Source organism: Mogibacterium kristiansenii (genome assembly GCF_029224645.1).
Lineage (GTDB): Bacteria > Bacillota > Clostridia > Peptostreptococcales > Anaerovoracaceae > Mogibacterium_A > Mogibacterium_A kristiansenii.
Genome location: NZ_JAQXUZ010000015.1, coordinates 34,532 through 57,141 on the forward strand (window position 1 = coordinate 34,532; position 22,610 = coordinate 57,141).

13 protein-coding genes are annotated in these 22,610 nt (G+C 49.5%); 11 read left to right on the forward strand and 2 right to left on the reverse strand.

Going from position 1 to position 22,610, the window contains the following annotated elements:
* Positions 1-197: 197 nt before the first annotated feature.
* Both PUE40_RS04140 and PUE40_RS04145 read left to right on the forward strand, forming a co-directional pair.
* Positions 198-5,867, forward strand: a complete 5,670-nt coding sequence (locus PUE40_RS04140; protein WP_277671995.1) for a phosphodiester glycosidase family protein — start codon at positions 198-200, stop codon at positions 5,865-5,867.
* Between the two features lie 22 nt (positions 5,868-5,889).
* A complete protein-coding gene (locus PUE40_RS04145; protein ID WP_277671996.1) occupies positions 5,890-8,946 on the forward strand; it encodes a CotH kinase family protein in 3,057 nt (1,018 codons plus the stop codon).
* Positions 8,947-9,081: 135 nt separating this feature from the next.
* On the opposite strand, the gene PUE40_RS04150 is transcribed toward PUE40_RS04145, so the two are convergent.
* Positions 9,082-9,462, reverse strand: coding sequence for a flavodoxin domain-containing protein (locus PUE40_RS04150; protein ID WP_472850825.1), 381 nt, complete (start codon positions 9,460-9,462; stop codon positions 9,082-9,084).
* A 224-nt stretch (positions 9,463-9,686) separates the two neighbouring features.
* Complete coding sequence (locus PUE40_RS04155; RefSeq protein WP_154554601.1) at positions 9,687-10,277, reverse strand: GNAT family N-acetyltransferase; 591 nt, start codon at positions 10,275-10,277, stop codon at positions 9,687-9,689.
* Between the two features lie 206 nt (positions 10,278-10,483).
* Between PUE40_RS04155 and PUE40_RS04160 the strand changes: the two genes are divergently transcribed.
* The 9 genes from PUE40_RS04160 to PUE40_RS04200 all read left to right on the forward strand — a co-directional run bounded on the left by PUE40_RS04160 (position 10,484) and on the right by PUE40_RS04200 (position 22,580).
* A complete protein-coding gene (locus PUE40_RS04160) occupies positions 10,484-13,048 on the forward strand; it encodes an LTA synthase family protein (RefSeq protein WP_277671998.1) in 2,565 nt (854 codons plus the stop codon).
* Between the two features lie 2 nt (positions 13,049-13,050).
* A complete protein-coding gene (locus tag PUE40_RS04165) occupies positions 13,051-13,653 on the forward strand; it encodes a histidine phosphatase family protein (RefSeq protein ID WP_277671999.1) in 603 nt (200 codons plus the stop codon).
* Between the two features lie 864 nt (positions 13,654-14,517).
* The gene (locus tag PUE40_RS04170) at positions 14,518-15,480 is read left to right on the forward strand and encodes an amidase domain-containing protein (RefSeq protein WP_154554604.1); all 963 of its coding nucleotides are present in this window, start codon (positions 14,518-14,520) and stop codon (positions 15,478-15,480) included.
* A 9-nt stretch (positions 15,481-15,489) separates the two neighbouring features.
* Entirely contained in the window at positions 15,490-15,867 is a 378-nt protein-coding gene (locus tag PUE40_RS04175) for a hypothetical protein (RefSeq protein WP_154554605.1), read from the forward strand.
* Between the two features lie 9 nt (positions 15,868-15,876).
* Positions 15,877-16,560, forward strand: coding sequence for a response regulator transcription factor (locus PUE40_RS04180; RefSeq protein ID WP_277672000.1), 684 nt, complete (start codon positions 15,877-15,879; stop codon positions 16,558-16,560).
* Between the two features lie 164 nt (positions 16,561-16,724).
* Complete coding sequence (locus PUE40_RS04185; RefSeq protein ID WP_154554607.1) at positions 16,725-17,984, forward strand: HlyC/CorC family transporter; 1,260 nt, start codon at positions 16,725-16,727, stop codon at positions 17,982-17,984.
* A gap of 22 nt (positions 17,985-18,006) precedes the next feature.
* Positions 18,007-20,745: a preprotein translocase subunit SecA gene (gene secA / locus PUE40_RS04190; protein WP_277672001.1), complete on the forward strand. Its 2,739-nt coding sequence runs from the start codon at positions 18,007-18,009 to the stop codon at positions 20,743-20,745.
* A 73-nt stretch (positions 20,746-20,818) separates the two neighbouring features.
* Positions 20,819-21,935 (forward strand): peptide chain release factor 2 gene (gene prfB / locus PUE40_RS04195; RefSeq protein ID WP_277672002.1). Its coding sequence is split into 2 segments (ribosomal slippage): positions 20,819-20,884 and positions 20,886-21,935, totalling 1,116 coding nucleotides; the frame shifts between segments, so codons are not numbered across the junction.
* A complete protein-coding gene (locus PUE40_RS04200) occupies positions 21,936-22,580 on the forward strand; it encodes an HAD family hydrolase (RefSeq protein ID WP_154554610.1) in 645 nt (214 codons plus the stop codon).
* The last annotated feature ends 30 nt before the right edge of the window (positions 22,581-22,610 follow it).

The following is a 22,610-nucleotide window of genomic DNA, read 5'->3' on the forward strand; positions in this document are numbered from 1 at the left end:
GTATATATGCATTCTGAATAGATGCTCCGGCGAATATAAATGTAAACAATAATGAATTGGGAAAAATTATGGTATACTTAAGATTTATTTAAACTACAAGTGCAGTGACAAAAATCTAATAGAGGGGTAGACTTAAACTGTATTTTTATACCACCGATAATCGTCCATCGAATGAAGTTTGAAGAAAGGATTGGAAAATGGAAATGGGAAAACTGAAGAAAATGTTCAGCATAGCGTTAAGCTGTGTATTTCTTCTGACTCTCTGCAATGTGGAAAGCGTTTTCGCTGCGGATTTTACCGCTCCGGAAGGGAAACTGCTGACTTCGCTGAAGCAGTACAGCATTGCACCGGGAGTAAAAGAACAGCATATCACACTGGTAGACTCCCAAGGGGATAATCAGGTACAGGGATATGCTGCGACTGTGGATCTCACAAAAAAAGCCGGAATCCTTGCCAGCTATAAGGATTACGATACCAGTGGAAAGTGGGGACTGCAAACCGTTCGAGATCAGGCGGCCGCAGTGACCAAAAAGACCGGAAAGAATATCGTAGCGGCGACGAATGGAGATTACTTTAATATGACCACCGGAGAGCCTGTCGGTGTCCTTGTCATGAACGGAAAAGTGGTAAAGAACACCAGTGGCTGGAGTGAAGGTTACTATTATTTTGCAATACTGAAGGGGGAAGACGGAAAACCGGGCAAAGCGGTAATTCGTGATATGCACGGATCGGCTGACCTGAGCGACGTCAAAGAAGCAATTGGCGGACCGTATAAGTTGGTCACAGATGGCAAAGTGGACCTGGCGGATTGGCTCCGTGCAGATAAAGGCAGAATGCCTAGAAATGCGGTTGGTATAAAGGAAAACGGAGAAGTAGTTTTCTTTGGTGCAGATGGACGACAGGCACCGAAATCCGTTGGAATGACTTATGAAGAGACTGCACAGACCATGGTGAAACTGGGCTGTAAGGAAGCAATCTATATTGATGGCGGCGGCTCCTATACCTATGCCAGCAAGTCCGAAGGAACCGATGAGCTGACGGTAAAGAACAGTCCTTCCGATGGCGTGGAAAGAAAAGTATCTTCTGCATTGATGGTGTATTCCGATGCGAAGGGCAGCGGTGAATTTGACCATGCGACGATTGCTCCGGATAATGAAGTGTACACTCCGGGATCGAAGGTGCAGTTTAAGGCAACGGGTGCAGACAGTGCGGGAGGAAAGGCAAACATTCCGTCCGGCGCAAAGTTTGTACTGAAGGACAGCCAGATGGGCACCATCACGGAAGACGGTACATTTACAGCCGGCGAGAAAACCGGAACGGCAGAAGTACAGCTGAAGGTTGGAAACGACGTTGTTGGAACGACGACCATCGAAGTTCAGCAGCCGGATTCAATCTCTTTTGAGAATGAAGAAGTTGCGCTTGGATTTGAAAAGGAATCGGATCTCGGGCTCACGGTAAAATACAAGAATCGTCAGATTCATTATTCCGATGATGATTTTGACTGGAGCGTAACCGATCTGAAAGATGCGGACAAAAAAGAAGTGACCGACCCGAATGTGAAGCTGGGAGAATTCCATGGCAACAAATTCGTGTCTTCCGATGGAAAAACATTATACGGAACCGTTCACTGTGCGTATAAACACAACAAAGAAGTGAATGGAAAGGTGGCCGTTGTCGTTGGACTGCAGCCAACCGTTGCCATGGATTTTGAAGATCAGGTGGTCGACGGGAAAACCGTTGCGGCGAAGGATTATTGGACCTTTAATCGCGCCGGCTTTGATGCCGGCGGCGGGCAGATTCGCGGCGTATGGGATAAGGACGGCAAATGGCTGGGAACATCTTCTTCGTCAAAGCTGTTATACGGACATTATCCGAACTACGTGGATCCAACAACCGGTGCTGAGGATTCCAGAGGCGGAAAGGAATCCGCGGAAATCGTAGGAATCTCCAGTGGAGAACCGGTTCGGAAGGGAAATAATTCCCTCAAGTTGAACTACGATTTCTCCGGCGTCGGAGGAAGCACCGAGGGTGCGTGCGTTGGATTCTCCAACGAAACCCAGGAGATTCCGGGAAATCCATCGGCAATCGGAATGTACGTATATGCACCGAAGGGAACGCCGAATTTCTGGCTTCGAATTCGTGTGAAGGACGGAACCGGCGGAGTACAGACACTGAACTTTACACCGAATGGGTGCAGCAATGAAAGTGCAGAAGAATTGGGCGGCATTGACTGGACCGGCTGGAAATATGTAGAAGCAAAACTGGTTAATCCACAAAGCCACGAACCACTGAAGGGGCCGTTTAAGCTGATTGGTGGAGAGACCATTCGTCTGATGTATTTGCCGCCATCGGGAGGAAACTTCATCAAAGAAGACGGAAAAATTGTTCGGGTTCCGAAGGCGGACATCAAGGGTTCTATTTATGTCGATAACGTACAGTTCGTATACGGCGCGAATACGACAGACACGGATAACCCGCTGATTAACAGCATTTCGGTAAACGGAATCGGTCTCAATAATAAAGAAGAAGCCATCAAGTCCAACACCGCAAACTTTGAGGTGAATGTTTCCGATGTGGAAAACAAGTACACATCCGGTGTGGACTACAACACTAAAAATATCTGGATCGATGGAAAGAACATTACCGACAAAGCACTGGAAAACAATTCCCTGCTGGAGGATAAGAGTAAGGATACGATTTATCTGAACAACTGGTATCTGCCGAATGGAACTCATTCCATTAAGGTGCTGATTCGGGATAAGGAAGGAAACGAAACGACCAAAAAGTTCTCCTTCGATGTGGACGGAACCGATCAGAATAAGCCGAAGGTAAACGTGTATGCTGCGGAAGACGGAGCGTACTTGGGTGAACAGGTTAGCCTGAATCTGAAGGCAGATGATCGGAAATGTGTGAACAGCGCATCGACGGAAATCGAACTGGGCAAGGGTATTTCGGATTATACGGTGGAATACGCGGACGGATTCGAAGAAGCGAAGGCGCCGGTATACAACAAGACCGATAACAGCGTTCAGATTTTTGTAAAGAAGAAGGCGGATGCGGATGTTTCCGGGGAAGGAAATCTTGCGACGGTCAAGGTGGGTGTGCCGACCGATTTGACGAAGGATAAGAAATTCACTTATGCGGTGACGGCCGGTAATTTTGAGTACACGGACGATCAGGGCGAGACCCACGAACTTCCTTTTACCCGCAAGACACAGCGCATGGAAGTAAAATCGGCATACAACATTAGCGTTGAGAATACGGTGGCCGGAGAAGATACGAAGATTATCGTTACCGACAAAAATGGCAAGAAGGTAAAAGGGATTGGTATCTACATGGCGGACGGCGAGAAAATCGGGGAAACCGATATCCGTGGAACGCTGACCACATCGAGATTCCGCGATGCGCAGAAAATTTCGATTTACGCAAAGGATGCACAGGGAAAACCTTCGTTCATCGAAACGGCTCAAATTTTCAATTCCGGTGCAAATGAAGATGGAGCACCGGCGTACATTCAGCTGAACGCGGTGAAGAATTCGGAAAATACCAAGAGCATTACGTGGATGTCCAATCCGGCGAGCGCGGAAAAGAAGGCCGTGGCGAAGGTGGCACTGAAGAGCGACTATGAAGAACAAAAGGACAAGGCCTTTAAGGAACAGGAAGGAACTTGCGAAAGATTGAATTTCGACGGTTCTTCGATTGCGACGAACAATAAGACCATTTACATCAACACCGTGAATGTCACGGACCTGAAGAGCGGAAACGATTACGTTTATAAGGTAGGTGACGGAGAACACTGGTCCGATGTACGAGAATTCAGTACCTACAATAACGGTGAGGATACGAAATTCTTCCTGCTGGGTGACACACAGGTAGAGGATAAAAGTATCCTACAGGATATTATGAAGGACCTGGCAAAGGATAAGTATTCCTTCGGCGTGCAGACAGGAGATTTCGTGGAGACCTCGAATCTGTATAACGAATGGACTTCTATCCTGGATATGTTCAGCGCAGCACCGTTTAACAGAACCGATATGATTCATGTAAGCGGCAACCACGAATTCTACGGAGACACGGAAGGAATCAATCAGAAGAAACTGTTTGATATCAGCAATCAGCAGCATTATTCGGTTACCTACGGTAATGTATACGTTGCCGTTCTGGGATATAATTCCAAAGATCAGGCGGCAAAGGAAGATGCCGAGTGGCTGGTTTCGGACGCAGCAAAGAGCAATGCGAAATGGAAGATTGTAGTTTCCCATCAGCCGCCATACGGCACCAATGCGACGACAGATGACTGTAAGTCCTTTACGAAGTACATTCCGGATGCTTGCGAACGGGCGGGAATCGACTTTATGTTCTCCGGACATGATCACTCCCTGGTTCGAACCCATCCGACCACAAAAGGAGAGACGGACGAAAAGAATGGCGTTGTGTACTACGTTTGCGGCACTACCGGTGGCAAAGCATATCCGCCATCGAAACCAGAGGGCTTTAACTTTGCGGTAGACCCGATTGATGATTTCACCGGTGTTTACTTCAAGATGAATGCCACCGATACGAAATTCTCTGTGGATGTCTACGATGCCGATGGCACGAAGATGAATGATTACTGCTACAGTAAGGAGAAGGTAAAGGAAACCTGTGCCAATGATCAGCACGAATTTGTAGTCGTAAATAATCGACTGGTCTGCAAGAAGTGCGGAATTTCTAAGAAAATTCCTTCGGATAAGACCGGCATGGTTACCGATAAGGAAACCGGTCTTCCTCGTTATCTGAAAAATGGGGAATTTGTCAAGAATCATTGGGTGTCGATTGGCAATGACTGGTATTACATGGACAAGGATGGCTACGCATCAACCGGTACGGTTACCATCGATGGAAAGAAATATACTTTTAATAAAAAAGGCGTGTTCGTCAAGGGCAGTTTCGTAACGGAAACCGTTACATTGAAGGACGGAACCGAGAAGACGATTACGAGATACTATGAAGGCGGCGGCTCCTATGCCATCCGGTGGAGAGAAATCGACGGAAACATGTACTACTTCCGGAGAAGACTCAATAACGCTGTATCTCCGGACGATGGTGAGATGTACGTCGGCAAGGACGGTAAGGATACGAAGATTGCCACACCGGGCAACAAGAAGGTAACTTCAAGATACTTCAAATTCGATACCAACGGCGTCCTGCTTCGTGGAGCGTTTGAGAACGAAACCGATTCAAACAACAAAGTCGTTGGTACACGGTACTACTGGGGTAATGATTACGTAACGGAACCGACCGTGATTGAAGGCGTTCGTTACGATTTCGACCCGAATACCGGATACATGAAGAAGAAGTCCCTCTCGAAGTGCACGGTATCTGCTCCGGATCAGACATACACCGGCAAGGCATTGACGCCGGTTGTGGTAAAAGACGGAGATCAGGCGTTGACCGAAAAGGTTCATTACAAGGTAACCTACTCCAACAACGTGAAGAGGGGTACTGCGACGGCAACAGTTACCGGAATATCCAAGCGCGGATACACCGGAAAGGTAAAGGTAAGCTTTAAGATCAAAGAGGCAAAGAAGGTGGCGAAACCTTCCAAGGTAAAGATTGCTTCGGTGAAGAATCTGAAGGGCCGCAAGGTAAAAATAACTTGGAAAAAGGCTGCAAATGCCGGCGGATATAAGGTATACAGAGCGACCTCAAGCAAAGGAAAGTATCACTGCGTGAAGACTGCCGGTTCCAAAACACGGGGTTGGACCAATACGAAGCTGAAAAAAGGCAAGACCTATTACTATAAGGTTCGCGCCTACAGAAAGGTTTCCGGCAAGACGCTTTACGGCAGCTACTCCAGCGTAAAGAAAATCAAGATTAAGAAGTAATGTGTAAAGGTATAGGTGAAAAATGTATAGCAATTTGAAAAAAAGAACATGGATCCCTGTACTGGTACTGATGCTTGCTGCCCTTTGGGCAGCGGGCATCCTCTGTACTCCAACAGTGTATGCAGAGGAAACGGGGAGTGTGCACTTTAACGAAGCCTATGCTTCACCGGGGGAGAATCTGACGGTAACCTACGATGGGGACGCAGAAGGAATCAGCTACCGGTGGTACATGGATGACAAGCAGATTAACTGCAAAGGAAGCAAGTATTGTGTGACATCCGATGATTTGGAGAAACTGATTCGGGTGGAAGCATGGAAAAATCAAAAGAAGGTCGCCCAGTGTATACTGCTGTGCAGCAAATTGCCGGTGGTATACATCAACACGGAGGACGGTGCGGACATCACGTCGAAGGACACCTATGTCACCGCAGATTTTAAGATTCAGGGCTGCGATAAATACAACAGCGAAAACACCACACTGTACGATGGGAAAACCCAGATTCGCGGCCGGGGAAATTCCTCTTGGACGCGTTTTGAAAAGAAACCGTACAAAATAAAGTTGGACAAAAAGACCAATCTGTTCGGTATGGGCAAAAACAAGCATTGGGCATTGCTTGCCAACTACATCGATGAAAGCTGCATGCGGAATATGCTGGCGTCCTATTACGGAAAGCAGCTTGGCACGGTTGCTATGGATTCGGTATGGGTCGACGTGGTGCTGAATGGAAAGTATGCAGGGAATTATCAGCTGACAGAAACGGTGAAACTGGACAAAAATCGGGTGAATGCCTTCGATTGGGAAAACGCTGCCGGAGACATTGCGGAAGGAATTGCGGCAAAGGACGGCCTTTCCGATGAAGATGCCGAGAAGCTGGAAGATCAGCTGGAATCCGACCTGGATTGGATGACCTCCGATACCGTTAAATTCAACGGGAAGGAATACACTGCGACGGACTACTACAAGAAACCGAAGTCGGTTAACGGTGGATACCTTATGGAAATGGACAAATATTATGATGAAATATCCAAGTTCAAGACAGACCGAGATGTGCCGATTCAGTTCAAAAATCCGGAATTTCTGAACAGCAGCAACCGGGCATTTTCCGGAATTCGAAACTACGTACAGAATCTGGAGGATGCAATTTACAGTCCGGACAAGTGCGTGGCGGATATTGCCGGAAAGCGCTTGTCCTACGTGGATTTATGTGACGTGGATAGCCTTACGAGCTTCTGGCTGACCTCGGAAGTGATGCGCAACGAAATCGGTTCCGGAAGTACTTATATGTACAAAGACATCGATGCACCGATTCATTTCGGACCGGTATGGGACTTTGACTACGGCTCTGATTCGGTAGCACCTTTCGGCTCTTCATCGGCGGTATCCTGGGCATCGAATGGCAGATGGTGGTTCTCTGAAATCATGAAAGATCCGTATTTTGCCGTAAAGGCAAGGGAACTGTATCTGGACAAAGAGGATACGCTGAAAGAAGCGGTGAAAGAAAATGGCACCTTGGATCGGTGGCACGACTACATTGAGGAATCCGGGATTAAAAATCAGCAGCGTTGGCACTATTCCAGAGGTTTTGAAGAGGACAACAAAGCACTCAAGAGTTGGCTGAACAAGCGGTTTAACTGGATGGACAAACAGTTTGCGTCGGATGCATCCACCATGGAGTCCATGCATGTAAATCTGAGCGACAAGTTTAACCTCAAATTTGAGGGAGACGACGTCACCCATCTCAGTGCACAGAGTTACGAAGCGGTAAACAAGAAATCCGGAGAATATTGTCTGAATGTGGCTATCGGAAATGGCTCCTACAAGTATTTGAGCTATTACGTGAACGGCCATTATGTGGGCCGAATGAACATCGAAGGCAAGTCTAATGTCGATGTTCTGTTAGATTCGGAACTCTTTACCGAGCGCGTTGGCGACAAGAACGTGGTGACGGTATGGCTCCAGAACTCGGAAGATGAGTACAACGAGCAGCAGTACTGCACCCTCTCCTTGACCGACGGAAAGGTTTCGTACTGCAATGTGGAACTGGCGGACCGCGGAAAATCAACCGTACGGAAAATCACATCCGGCAAAACTCTTCGCGTGCCTGCTCCAACCGAAAGGGATAAAAATATGCTCTTTGACGGCTGGGACTTCGATGGAAAAACGGTTACGCCGGGAAGCCGGATTACGGTATCTTCGGATATAACCTTGCGCGCCGTATATCGCAGCTGCACTGATGGAAATGTATATCATGACTGGAAGAAAGCCGGTGATGAATATGAATGCAGTCGCTGCCATGCCAAGAAGGCGGATGACAACACATATGTTGATATAGCAGATTGTGAGTATTCACAGAGCTCTCGGTACAACACCCGCTATACCGGATCTCCGGTGGCTCCGAAGATTACGGTAAAGTACAACGGAAATATCCTGACGGCCGGAAAAGATTACAACATTACGTTCAAGAATAACGTAAATGTTGGATACGCAACCTATACGGTGACCGGAATTAAGGATGCCGGATTTAACGGAAAAGCGGAACTTAGTTACCGGATTATCCCGAGAAGGATGAAATACGTGAGCGTAAAGATGAAATCTTCTCATCTGACATATTCCGGAAAAATCCGGAAGCCATCCTTACAACTTTCCTATAAAGGAATTCCGTTGAAGGAAGGAACAGATTATACAGTATCGAAGGCAACCGCAAAGAATGTGGGCACCGGAACCGTTGAAATTACCGGAAAGGGTAATTTTAGCGAAAAAAGAACGGTGACATACCGGATTGTTCCGAAAACCCCATCGGTAACAAAAGCAAAACCGTTACGAGGAAAGAAGATTTACGTTCGTTGGAAAACGAAGAAGAATCAAGTGAGCGGATATCAGATTGCGTACTCCGTCCGCAAGAACTTCAAATCCGGAAAAGTTTTAAAAATCAGTAAAAAGAGTGCGGTTAAAAAGACCTTCAAGGTGAAAAAAGCGAAGAAGAAATACTACGTACGGGTTCGGACGTACAAAACCGTAAAGGGAAAGAAAATCTATTCATCCTGGTCCAAAGCAAAGGTGCTGAAGACCAAACGGTAGGAATGGACGAACCGGAAATGTAAACATCTGTTATCCTAAAGAAGAAAATGGGGGCTGCCGTCGGCAGCCCCCATTTTCCGTGTAATGTAAAGGGAGTTATTATGTGTAAAGTGATGTAAATGGGTCTATATTATTCTATGCCAGCGTCTGCCCCAGGTTCCGGCAAGCGGTCTTCGCTTCGTCGTCCGGTTCCTCGTTGGCCATCACGCTGTCGCAGGCCAGAATCGCACCGGCATTCCCAGCGCTCTCTTCCCAGGTGCGCATCCATTCGCCGTCGCCCCATCCATAGGAACCGAACAGCGCAATCTTCACTCCGCTGAGGCTGCCTTCGCACTCGTTCCACATCGGCTCGAATTCCGCTTCCTCCAGCACTTCCGCACCCATTGCCGGGCAGCCGAAGGCGATGGCATCATAGGCACTGATTTTGGAAGAATCGAAATTCGACGGCGTCAGCACGTCCGCTTCCGGACTGTTCAGCCGGGACGCCAGCTGTTTTTCTCGGTATACGTATATCAACGCACGATTTCCCTGAAAGCGCAAGAGGAACAGCCGGACGCCCTTGATTTTCAATTGAATATTCCAGAATCGAATCTGGTCTTCCAAAACTATTACAGAAGTTAAACAAGTCTAACCACAATGAAATAATACAAGACGGCGATTGTAATGTCAAGAAAAATATAAAAAAAGATTGCACCCCGGCCGGGATGCAATCCGATGCTTCGCGATATTTTATTTTTACCTTACAGATAATCGGCAATCACCTGCGGCACTTTCTCCGGTTCCTTGGCCTTCAGAATTTCCTTTTGCTCTTCCCACTCCTCTTTGAGAATCGCCCGCATCTGCAGGTCGAAGTAGTCATTTCCCTGGCGACCCGCATTCTTCATAATGCCCTCCTTCCGGAAACCGATGCTGTCGTAAAGGTGCTCGCTTACCATGTCGTCCAGGAAGTGATCGATGGCCACCCGGTGCAGATCCATCTCGGAAAAAGCGTACTCCAGCACCGCACGGGTGGATTCGCTGCCGTAGCCCTTGCCCCGGTAGCAAGCGTCTCCGATGTAGATGATCTTCAAATTCATGGAGTTGTTAATCGGGTCGATATCGTTGATGCCGATTCGACCGATGGGTTTGCGATTTTCCTTCAGCATGATGGTGAGCCATTTCCGAGAAGGGTCGTGCGTCACGTCGTGGAAATCGTCCGTCAGGGTATCCAGATTTCGCTTGTGGTCCAGGCAGAAATGCTCAATAACATCGTCCCGGGATTCCCATTCGGCGAAAGTATCCAGGTCTGCAAAAGATGCGTTTCGTACAATTAGGTGCTCAGTTTCAACCATTGCCTCGTAATCTCCTTCTCCATAAAAACAGTTTGCGCCGCGCCGGACGTCTCCGGGGGTGCGAATTTTCTTTTTACCGTATACGAATTATAGCAAAAAATTATACGGAATTCCACACCGTGGAAAGAGTTTTATACCGTACAACCCTTGAAAATGAAAGGGTATGAGTGTAAAATTATTTGGTTAATATTTTTTGGGGAGAAAAAATGAAAGCAAAGTTACAGAGATTTTTTGAAATTTCCGGATTTGAAGGGAAGGGAAAGGTCCTTCTCGGCCGGAAGATTATTTTGACACTGATTATCATCTGCGGAATGGGAATGGTGCTCATGAATGCCGGCACCTTTAACCGCAACTACGTGCTGGAGCGGCTGGAGACCCATTCCTACGAGCCGGTGCAGATTGCCGGCGATCGGGAGGCCACGCAGACCTTCGTGGCTCAGAAGGCCCATCTTTGGAAGGCCGGGGTGCGGCTGTACACCTTGGACAAAACCGTTCTGAAGGGAAAGGTGAAGGCGGAAATTCGGGACAAGGACGGCAAGGTGCTGTCTGCCATAGAGGTGCCGTGCAACGAAATTCACCTAACCAAGTACGATGATTTTACGGAATTTGAATTCAACACGGATCTGAAAAAAGGGCAGGAATACGTGCTGGCGGTGCGCACCGAGGGCAGCCCGAAATCGGACAACCTGGGCGTCTACATGGGCAAGATGGCCGATGAACAGAAGGACTACCTGAAGGGCAGCACCGTTTACGGCAAAAATACATCCGGACAGGATCTCCGCGTCCGGTGGGTCTATCAGTTCTTGCCGGTGGTGAGCGTGGCATTTATGGTCATCATGCTTCTGATGGCCTTGATTTTCACATGGCTGCCGATGGACTGGATTGATGCGCGGTGGAAGCGGAAGAAATTCTTCCCGCAAGCCGGCCTGAACCGAATCTTCGGATGGCTGTTCATGGCGGCAACGCCGTTCTTCTGCCACATCATCATGATGCGGTACTACGACATGGGACTGGGTGCCATCATCCATCAGGCGACCCGGGTGCCGCTGGTAGTTCTGCTAAACCTGCTGATTTACATCCTGGTGGCGTGGATTTTCTATGTGATTACCAACCGGACCACCGTGGCAGCGTCTCTGACCGTGCTGGTGGCATCGGTCTGCGCGCTGGGAAACTACTACGTGTTCAAGTTCCGGGGAACCCCGATCATGTTCCAGGACATCTATTCCCTGGGCACAGCGACGGAGGTGGCGGGGAACTATTCCTTTGAATTGGATCTGCGGATTGTCTATTCCCTGATATTCACCATCGTCTTCGTGACCGCAGCGCTAAGCCTGCGCATGGAGAAGGGTTTTCCTTGGAAGAAGCGTCTGGTGGGCCTGCTGGCCTGCGCCGTGGCATTGGGCGGGTTCTATCACACCCTGTTCAACACCGACTTCCTGAAGAACCACGATATCCAGGTCAAGACCTGGCATCCGCAGGGATATTATAAGCGGAGAGGCACTGCCCTGTCCTTTATCATCACCTGGACCTACAACACCATCGAGAAACCGGAAGGATATTCCGTGAGTGCGGTGGAGAAGGTTGCGGCCAAGTATCCGTCGGATTCGGAGAAAAAGAACACAATCGGGAAGAAGTCTCCGAACGTGCTGGTGGTGATGAATGAATCCTTGGCAGATCTGAACGTGGACGGCAAGATCAAAACCTCTTCGGATTACATGCCGTATATCCACAGCCTGAAGAAAAACACCATCAAGGGACATTGCCACATGTCCATTTTCGGCGCCAACACGGCCAACTCGGAATTCGAGTTCCTGACGGGAACTTCCATGGCCTTCCTGCCGCCGCGAAGCGTGGCTTACAATTCCCTGGTGCACACGGAACTGGCCAACTTTACCACCACGCTGAAGCAGCAGAACTACGGATACAACAAGGCGGTGCATCCGTACTACGGAAGAGGCTGGAACCGGGAAGTGGTCTATCCGCTGCTGGGATTTGACGACTTCATCTCCATGGAAGATATTCCGGAAAGCAAGCTGGACTTCATCCGGGCGAAATACATGTCCGACGAAGGGGACTTTAAGCTGCTGAAAGAATACTACGAGGGATATCGGGCAAAGAATCAGAGCAACCCGTTCTATCTCTTCAACGTCACCATGCAGAACCACGGCGGGTTCGATGCGGCGAAGCAGGGAGACATCGATCGTCCGGTTAAAATCACCGATTCCAAGCTGAAGGACGATCAGGCGGAGCTGTTCCTGAACCTGATGAAGAAATCCGACGATGCCTTCAAGGATCTGACGGAATACTTCGAGAACGTGGACGAACCGACAGTTATCGTCATGTTCGGAGATCACCAGCCGGCCCTGGAAGATTCCTTCTGGAATGCCATGTACAACGGAAAGTCCGTGGACAACATCTCTAAGGAACAGCAGGTCAACCGGTATGTCACCCCGTTCATCATCTGGGCGAATTACGATATCGGCTCGGAAGACAATGTGGACATCAGCGCCAACATGCTGGGCGCCTACACCTTGGACAAAATGGGCGTTCAGATGACGGGTTACCAGAAGTATCTGGTGGATATGCATAAGACGGTGAAGTTCGTTGCCGGAGAATTCTACATGGGTGACGATAACAATTTGCACCGCTTGACGGAGGAATCCAAGTATTCCAAGAAAATCAACGAGTATCAGAAGCTGCAGTACAACCTGCTGGCGGATACCGGCCACACGGTGGACAGCTTCTTTAACCTGAAAAAAAACGGTAAATAGACATGGAAAGAAAACTGTATCTAATCCGGCACGGAAACACGGAGGGGACGGAACGGAAGCTGTTCTACGGAAGCACGGACCTCCCCATTACCCAATCCGGCCGGCAGGAGGTGGAGGCGATGCGGCGGCGTGGGTTGTATCCGGAGGGCGAGGCCGCTGCGCTGTACACCTCCGGGATGCTCCGCACGGAGCAGACCTTTGAGGCCATCTACGGGGAAAGGCCTCACGGCCGGATTCCGGATCTTCGAGAGATTGAAATCGGAATTTTCGAAATGAAGACCTTCGACGAGGTGCTGGCCACTCCTTTGGGAAGCCGCTGGCTTAAGGGGGAGATGCCGGAATTTGATTTTCCGGGCGGAGACTCCTACGAAGGCTTTTTTCGCCGGGTCAACCGGGGCCTGGAAACCCTTCTCAAAGAGGACAATCCGCGGGTTATCGCGGTCCTTCACGGAGCGGTGATTTCCGCAATCATGGAAATCCTGTTCTCCGGCGAGAAGAAAAATATCTTCGACTGGACCCCGAGCCCGGGCTGTGGATATGAGATTCACATCAAAAACGGCATGGCCACAGAACATCTGGAAATTGCGGCAGAGCACGAGGCGTAACGAGAAGCGCCTCCGGCTCTGCCGTTTTTTTATTCCCAGGTATCAAAAGGCGCCGGACGGCCACCCGAGTTGGCGCCTCACCCCCGGCAAAGCCTTGAGCTACCGTTTCGAGGCGCCAACTTTTTGTCCCAAAGCCTGCCGGCCGAGCGCCCGAGTTGGCGCCTCACTCCCGGCAAAGCCTTGAGCTACCGTTTCGAGGCGCCAACTTTTTGTCCCAGAGCCCGCCGATGGACCGCCCGAGTTGGCGCCTCACTCCCGGCAAAGCCTTGAGCTACCGTTTCGAGGCGCCAACATTTTGCTCCGGAGCCCGCCGATGGACCGCCCGAGTTGGCGCCTCACCCCCGGCAAAGTCTTATGCCACCGTTTCGAGGCGCCAACTTTTTGCCCCGGAGCCCGCCTTCCGTCCGCCCGAGTTGGCGCCTCACCCCCGGCAAAGCCTTATGCCACCGTTCCGAGGCGCCAACTTTTTGTCCCAGAGCCCGCCGGTGGATCGTCCGAGTTGGCGCCTCACCCCCCGGCAAATCCTTGTGCCACCGTTTCGAGGCGCCAACATTTTGCCCCAGAGTCTGCCGGTGGGGCGCCCGAGTTGGCGCCTCACCCTCCGGCAAAGCCTTGAACTACCGTCATGAGGCGACAACACGATTACCTTCCCTCTGGCTGAACCTGAGAAAAATGCTTTCCTCTTGTGAATCCTGCAGATGTATGAATGGTCCCATATGCTTGGAATTACAGACGTGTATAAAAAAGTAAACGAATTCCAAGATGTGTTTAAATATTATTAACACATCTTAACACTAATTTAACATAAGTTGTTTAGAATGAAAGAAACGGTGGTTATTTGCAGTGTTAAAAGAGGAGGTTCGTATGAATTCAACCGTTAAAAAAGTATCTATTTGTAATGTTCTATGTTTACTAGTTCTTACTCTATGTATGTTAACAGTGGGGGCTTTTGCGGAAGATGATTCTGGTGAGAAAACTAGTGTTTTAGAAGCAAGAAATTGTCTGAATTCATACATTCAGAACAATTATCCGGAAATTGAAATCGATAGTAAGGAATATATCGATTTCTTATCAGATCAGTTGGTCTTTGATAAAGATATAAATTTACTTAATCAGGACAACTATCAGGAAATGATGGCATATGCATCGTTGTATGTAATCAATCCGGATTCTTATGCTAATAAAAAGGCACGAAATAAGATTGAAGGAAAAGAAATCTGGTCGACATATGCCTTGGTTGATGAGCAGGAGAAAGCGGCATCAGATGAACTATCAGATACTCTTGCAACAAAACAGAGTTTTTCGTCCTCAAAAGCAATTTCGTATGCAAAGAAGCATGCGCGCAATCCAAATACGCCTGCATATCCTGCATACGGCTCAGATTGCACTAACTTTGTCTCTCAGTGCATTAAGGCTGGAGGGAAATCATTCACATATGCTCCATCATACAAGACAAAACCAGACAAATATGGGACTACAAAATATTGGTATTCCTACCATTACACGTCATCAAACCCATATCATCGTTATAAGCAAAGCACGGCATTTATGAGAGTAAGTGATTTTTATACATACTGGAAGAATAAGGGTGCGAACATAATATCGTGTAAAAACCGGACAACATTGCAAGATAAAGCAAAGCTGGGAGATGTTGTTCAATTAGCAAAAAAGAATTCTAGTGGAAAAACAGTATATTATCATACTATAATAATAACAGGTGGAAAGAAAGGTGATTGGAAATATTCTGCTAGATCAAACAGCGCGGTGGATGCGTCTATATCAAAGATTGCATCTACTAATACATTTCGAATCATAAGAATCAAATAGGAGGTTTCTATGAAAGATAAGACGTTTGTGTTTCCGTTGCTTGTAGTACTACTCTCTCCTTTTGTGTGGTACACGAATCAATCCGGTGTTGACGGAATCCGCGGGACGCACTTTTTGCTTAACCCGTTTGTGTTTTTAACATTGGGCATAGTAATTGCGGGATGTATTTTATTGCGAAACAGACTGGTATTTCTGGTTGGAAATTTATTGTTCATTCCGGCAGTGTTTTTATATGTATATACTCAAGGAAAAGAATTTGAAGGAAGTGCATATTCGGTGAAGGATATCGTGTCCGGATTAACTCTATGGGGCGGTGCGGTCATCGCAATAGCCGTGGCAGGGTGTGCATTTTCAATTGTTCAAATGGCAAGAAAAAGGGAGAATTAAGTTCGAGATATGAAATCAAGCAATTTGGTTCTTTTGATTGAATTTGATGCAGTTATCGCAACAGCCATAAAGAGTTTTCTTATGGAATACGGATATGAAGTAACGGTTGCAAGCGACGCTGCATCTGCGATAAGATTGCTGCAGATTAAGGGCATTGATTTGATTCTGTGTGATTTACATAGTTTGGAAAATGCGAAATTGAAAATTGCGAAGCATATCAGTGATGCTGATATGCTTCGCAGCGTAGTTTTGATGTTGAGAAATAGCGAGGACGTGAATATGTGCAATCAACTCAGCATGAATGTTGTCAAATATCTTACGATTCCGTTTATGCCCAATGATTTGCTGGAAACTGTGAGAGCGTACTTTTGTGCGGTTCCTAATGGAAACGTTATTTCTGTTGGAAATATGACGTTTAACAGAAGAAAATATCAGCTGCAAACGGCAGTCGGCTCTGTTGAGCTTACCAAAAATGAGGCAGTAATTCTTCAAAATTTGATAGATCACATGGGCGCCGTTGTTCACAGAGAAGTTTTGCATGCACAGATAGATACCTATGGATTTTGCAATTCCAATCGCACCGTTGACGTTCACGTTTCTGCACTCAGAAAAAAGTTAAATCGTATTGATTCCAACCTAGAAATATTGACCAAAAGAGGTGTTGGATACATTTTGCGAATAGAATTAACGTGAAATGATTCATTCCTATCAATCCAATCTATACTTCCCACCCCATCTATTGAAAAAACCTTCCAAAACCACAGTCCCGATAGTTGAAATTCTTTTATTCACCACAATAATATAGTATAATTCAATGATGCGTAAGCATATTTATAATTAGGGACAGGAGGAAATTTTTGACAGCCTATATTTTCAGTATTTTATGTCTGTTATTGTTATCCGCTTTCTTTTCTGCAACGGAGACGGCGTTTACATCCCTCAATCGCATTAAGATGAAGAATATGGCCAATGATGACGTGAAGAACGCGAAGCTGGTGTTGAAGCTGGAGGACCGGTATGACAAGCTGCTGTCCACGATTCTCATTGGAAACAATATTGCCAATATCGGCATGACCGCCATTGCGACGGTGATGTTCGTTGCGCTGCTGGGCGGCTCGTTGGGACCGACCGCATCGACGGTGGTGATGACCGTGGCGGTGCTTATTTTTGGGGAAATCTCTCCGAAGAATATTGCAAAAGAACACCCGGAAGGGTTCGCGCTTTTTGCGGCACCGATTATGCGGGGGCTGATGTGGCTGTTCACGCCGCTGAACGTGCTCTTTTCCTTGTGGAAAAAGCTGCTGGGAAAGCTGTTCGGGACGCAGGAGAACGGGTCCTACACCGAGGACGAGCTGATTACCATCGTGGAGGAGGCCCAGATTGGCGGAAGCATCGGCAAGGAGCAGCAGGAGCTGATTACCAATGCCATTGAGTTCGACGACCTGGAGGCCATCGACGTGATTACCCCGCGAGTGGACATCGTGGCGGTGGAGCTGGGAACCTCCGTGGAGGAAATCGGCCGGACCTTTAAGGAGAGCGGGCTTTCCCGGCTTCCGGTGTACGAGGACGACCTGGATAACATTATCGGAATCATCAATCAGAAGGACTTTCACAACTACGTGGTGGGCGAGAATCGGGAGCTGGAGCAGTACATCAAGCCGGTGGCCTACGTGGCGGAATCCATTAAGGCGGCGGTGCTGCTGAAGAAGATGCAGACCAAGAAGACCCATATCGCCATCATTGTGGATGAGTACGGCGGAACCACCGGGCTGGTCACCATGGAAGACATCATCGAGGAGCTGGTGGGAAAGATTTACGACGAACACGATGCCATCGAGATGCGAGAGGTGACTCGGCTGTACGACGGATCCTACTCCGTTGCCGGTGGCGCCAACGTGGAGAAGTTCTTCGAGATGGTGGGCGAGGACATCGATATCAATGCCACCACCATCAACGGTTGGGTGATGATTGAGCTGGACCGGCTGGCAAAGGTGGGAGACACCTTCACCTATCGGTCGAGACATAAGATTTTTCACGTGCGGGTAACCCGGGCGGATGAAAGAAGGGCGTTAATGGTTCAGATCCGGATTGAGGACATTCCGGAGGAAGATGAATAGTTTTAATTAAAGGAGAAGTTGAATGGGATTTTTGGAAAAAATATTCGGAGATCTTAATGCGAAGGAAGTCCGGAAGGTGGAGAAGATTGTCGATCGTATCGAGGCTTACGACGAGGATATGCAGAAACTGACGGATGACGAGCTGAAGGGAAAAACCCGAGAGTTCAAGGAGCGACTGGCCGAGGGGGAGACCTTGGACGACCTTCTGCCGGAAGCCTTTGCGGTATGCCGGGAAGGTGCGTGGCGTGCGGTAGGCATGAAGCACTTCCGGGTACAGCTCATCGGCGGTGTGGTTCTTCATCAGGGACGAATTGCCGAGATGAAGACCGGTGAAGGTAAGACCCTGGTGGCAACCCTGGCGGCATACCTGAATGCACTGACCGGCAAGGGCGTGCACGTAGTTACCGTCAACGATTACCTGGCAAGCCGTGACGCGGAATGGATGGGAAAAATTTACAACTTCCTGGGACTCACCGTGGGCTGCGTGACCCACGCCATTGAAGGAGAAGACCGGAAGGCGGCGTATCTCTGCGATATCACATACGGAACCAACAACGAGTTCGGTTTCGACTACCTGCGGGACAACATGGTGACCTATGAGGAAGAGCTGATTCAGAGAGAGCTGAACTTCGCCATCGTGGACGAGGTGGACTCCATCCTCATCGATGAAGCCAGAACACCGCTGATCATTTCCGGACAGGGCGTGGATTCCAGCGGTATGTACGTATCTGCCAACAGTTTTGTAAAGACGCTGCTGAAGGATACGGATTATAAGATCGACGAGAAGGACAACCAGATTTCCCTGACGGATGAAGGTGTGGCGCAGTGCGAGCAGTACTTTGACATTCAGAACTTCTCGGATCCGGACAACATGGAGCTGAACCACTATGTGAATCAGGCACTTCGTGCCAACTACCTGATGAAGCGGGATGTGGACTACATCGTGCAGGACGGCGAAATCCTGATTGTCGACGAATTTACCGGTCGTCTCATGTACGGCCGCCGTTTCAGCAACGGTTTGCATCAGGCAATCGAAGCCAAAGAAGGGGTGAATATCCGGGCGGAGTCCAAGACCCTGGCCACCATCACCCTGCAGAACTACTTCCGTATGTACCAGAAGCTGTCCGGAATGACCGGTACGGCGAAGACCGAAGAAGACGAGTTCCGGGATATCTACAACATGGACGTTGTGGTCATTCCGACCAACCTGCCGATTGCCCGTGTGGACAAGCAGGATGCGGTGTACGCTCACGAATCCGGAAAATATGCGGCCATCGTGAACCGAGTAGCGGAGGTCCACGAAAAGGGACAACCGGTACTGGTGGGTACCATTTCCGTTGAGATTTCCGAACTCATCAGCCAGCAGCTGAAGAAGAGAGGTATCAAGCACAACGTGCTGAACGCGAAGCACCACGAGCGAGAAGCGGAAATCGTTGCCGAGGCGGGACGCCTGGGCGCAGTAACCATCGCCACCAATATGGCGGGTCGTGGTACGGATATCATCCTGGGCGGAAATCCGGAGTTTGAAGCGCGGAAAGAGATGAAGCGCCGGGAGTATACTCCGGAGCAGCTTGCTTTTATGACCGGAATCACCAAGTCGGAGGATCCGGAGCTGAACGAAGCCCGAGACACCTACAAGAAGCTGTGCAAGGAGTACGAGGCGGAGAGAAAGCCGGAGCAGGAGAAGGTAAAAGAATTGGGCGGACTATGCATCATCGGTACGGAACGTCACGAATCCCGTCGTATCGATAACCAGTTGCGAGGCCGTGCGGGACGTCAGGGAGACCCGGGTGAATCCCAGTTCTTCATTTCCCTGGAAGACGATCTGATGAGACTCTTCGGCGGCGAGAAGATGCAGCGCCTGGTAGAGCGCGTGGGACTGGAGGACGATGAGGCCATTGAAGCCGGCATGCTGTCCAAGTCCATTGAGAACGCGCAGAAGAAGGTGGAAGGCAAGAACTTCGGCATCCGTAAATACGTGCTCCAGTACGATAACGTAATGAACAAGCAGAGAGAAATCATTTACGGCCAGCGCCGGATGGTTCTGGATGGTGTGGACCTGAAGGAGTACATCCTGGGCATGATGGGCGAATTGGTGGACGGAATTGTGGATCCGGTGACCATGGAATCCAAGTATCCGGAGGAATGGGACTTCGACCGAATCTACGATGCACTGGACAACATCACCCCGAGATACCGGGAGGCGTTTGCCGGATATACCGATGAGGAGAAGCTGAACCTGGATGGGGACAGCTTCAAGGACGATCTGAAGCAGGCCTTCGAGAAGGTATACGATGCCAAGGAAGCGGAGATTGGCAGCGAGCAGATGCGTGAAGTGGAACGGATGATTATGCTCCGAGTGGTAGACAACCGCTGGATGGATCACATCGACGCCATGGATCAGCTGAAGACCGGCATCGGACTTCGGGGTCTGGGTCAGCAGGACCCGGCAATGGCATACGCATCGGAAGGTTTCTCCATGTTTGAAGAAATGATTTCCGATATCCGGGAGGAAGTGGTAAAATACTGCTATAACGTAACGGTTACCACCCGCACGGAGCGGACCAGCCGAATTCTCAGCCAGGAATCTTCCAAGGCGGAATATCGGGACGAGGATACCGCAAACGGACCGGATGCGGCTCCGGAAGAGGAGAAGCACCAGGAGACGGTACATCGGAAAGCGCCGAAGGTGGGACGGAACGATCCTTGCCCTTGCGGAAGCGGAAAGAAATACAAGAACTGCTGCGGAAGAAACGCATAGGAATAACAGGGTGCCCGGATAAGATTTTTATCCGGGTGCTTTTGGATAGACGAAAGATTAGGAGGAACGAAACATGGTTTTATTGGAAGAGATTAAATCCGCAATCCCTCAGGAGAAGGCGAAGCTGCTGGAAATCGGAGAGTATCTTTGACCTGCCGGCGCTGAAGAAAACCCTGGAGGGATATGAGAAAGAAATGAGCAAGGAGGGCTTCTGGGACAACCCGGCGGCGGCGCAGAAGCTCATGAAGAAAAAGAAATCCCTGGAAAATGAGATTGAGGGATACGAACGCATCCGGCAAGGCTTGGACGATACGGCGGATCTGATCGACCTGGCGGAAGAGCTGAACGACGAGGATGAAGCCAAGGAGATTCGCCGGAATTTCAGTGCGCTACAGGAAGACATGGAAGAGCTGAAGCTCCGCATGCTGTTGGGCGGCCGCTACGATTCCAACGACGCCATCCTTTCCGTCTATGCGGGCACCGGCGGCGTGGACGCCATGGACTGGGCGGAAATGCTGGAGCGGATGTACCTTCGGTACTGCGAAAAGAAGGGCTTCAAGGCGGAAGTGGTGGACCTTCAGAACGATACCGTGGCGGGCATCAAGAGCGCTACGATTATGGTGTCCGGGGAGAATGCCTACGGATATCTGAAGAGCGAGAACGGCGTCCACCGGCTGGTTCGAATTTCGCCGTTTAATTCGGCGGGAAAGCGGCAGACGTCTTTTGCCGGCGTGGAAGTGGTGCCGGACCTGGGAGATGACCTGGATGTGGTCATCAATCCGGGGGATTTGAAGATCGATACCTATCGGGCCAGCGGAGCCGGCGGTCAGCACGTCAACACCACGGATTCCGCCATTCGAATCACCCATTTGCCGACGAACATCGTAGTTACCTGTCAGAACGAGCGGTCTCAGCTGCGGAACAAGGAAGTAGCACTGAAAATCCTCACCTCCAAGCTCACCAAGCTGGCGGAGGAGGAACACAAGGAGAACCTGAACGAGCTGAAGGGGGATATGAGTCAGGCCTCCTGGGGCGCTCAGATTCGGAACTACGTGTTCCAGCCTTATACTATGGTGAAGGATACCCGTACCGGCGCGGAAACCGGAAACATCGGCGCGGTGATGGACGGAGATCTGGATCTTTTTGTGCGTGCGAAACTGTCTCAGGATGCGAAAGAGAGGAATCTGTAGGTGAAGAAAAAGCATATTATTTTTGATTTCGACGGAACAATTTTCGACTCCAACAGGGTCATCGTGGCTTCCTGGCAGGAGGTGTTCCGCCACTACACCGGCAAAGAAGGTCGGGTGGAAGATATTTACCACACCTTCGGGGAGACCATTCGGTACACCGTGAAGAAGTTCTTCCCTCAGGCGAACGTGGACGAAGCGGTGCAAATCTACCGGAACTACCAGCAGGCCCATTACGACGGAATGGTGGGGCTCTTTGACGGAACCCGGGAGATGATGGACCGCATGGTGGAAGGGGGTCACACCCTTTCGGTGGTGACCTCTCGCACCAAAGTTACCACGTTAAATTACATGAAGGAACTGGGCATCCGGGACTACTTCGACGTACTCATCACCTGCGATGACACGGACAAGCATAAGCCGGATCCCACCCCATTGCGCATGGCGCTGGAGGAGCTTTCCGCGAAACCGGAGGACGCCATCATGCTGGGGGACACGAAGTTCGATATCGGCTGCTGCAACAACGCCGGCGTGGACAGCATTCTGGTGGGCTGGAGCCATGATATCGACGAGAACGAGCTAAAAGAATTGGGCTTCCGGCCGACGTACCGGGTGGAAACACCGGCGGACGTGCTGAAGCTGATCTAGAGAATGCCACGCGCAGAAACGGATATAGGA

Bases quoted from the DNA above. Each gene is read 5' to 3' on its own strand.
- PUE40_RS04145 (WP_277671996.1), top strand. From the start codon at position 5,890: ATGTATAGCAATTTGAAAAAAAGAACATGGATCCCTGTACTGGTACTG.
- PUE40_RS04160 (WP_277671998.1), top strand. From the start codon at position 10,484: ATGAAAGCAAAGTTACAGAGATTTTTTGAAATTTCCGGATTTGAAGGG.
- PUE40_RS04175 (WP_154554605.1), top strand. From the start codon at position 15,490: ATGAAAGATAAGACGTTTGTGTTTCCGTTGCTTGTAGTACTACTCTCT.
- PUE40_RS04180 (WP_277672000.1), top strand. From the start codon at position 15,877: ATGAAATCAAGCAATTTGGTTCTTTTGATTGAATTTGATGCAGTTATC.
- PUE40_RS04165 (WP_277671999.1), top strand. From the start codon at position 13,051: ATGGAAAGAAAACTGTATCTAATCCGGCACGGAAACACGGAGGGGACG.
- PUE40_RS04155 (WP_154554601.1), bottom strand. From the start codon at position 10,277: ATGGTTGAAACTGAGCACCTAATTGTACGAAACGCATCTTTTGCAGAC.
- PUE40_RS04140 (WP_277671995.1), top strand. From the start codon at position 198: ATGGAAATGGGAAAACTGAAGAAAATGTTCAGCATAGCGTTAAGCTGT.
- secA (WP_277672001.1), top strand. From the start codon at position 18,007: ATGGGATTTTTGGAAAAAATATTCGGAGATCTTAATGCGAAGGAAGTC.
- PUE40_RS04170 (WP_154554604.1), top strand. From the start codon at position 14,518: ATGAATTCAACCGTTAAAAAAGTATCTATTTGTAATGTTCTATGTTTA.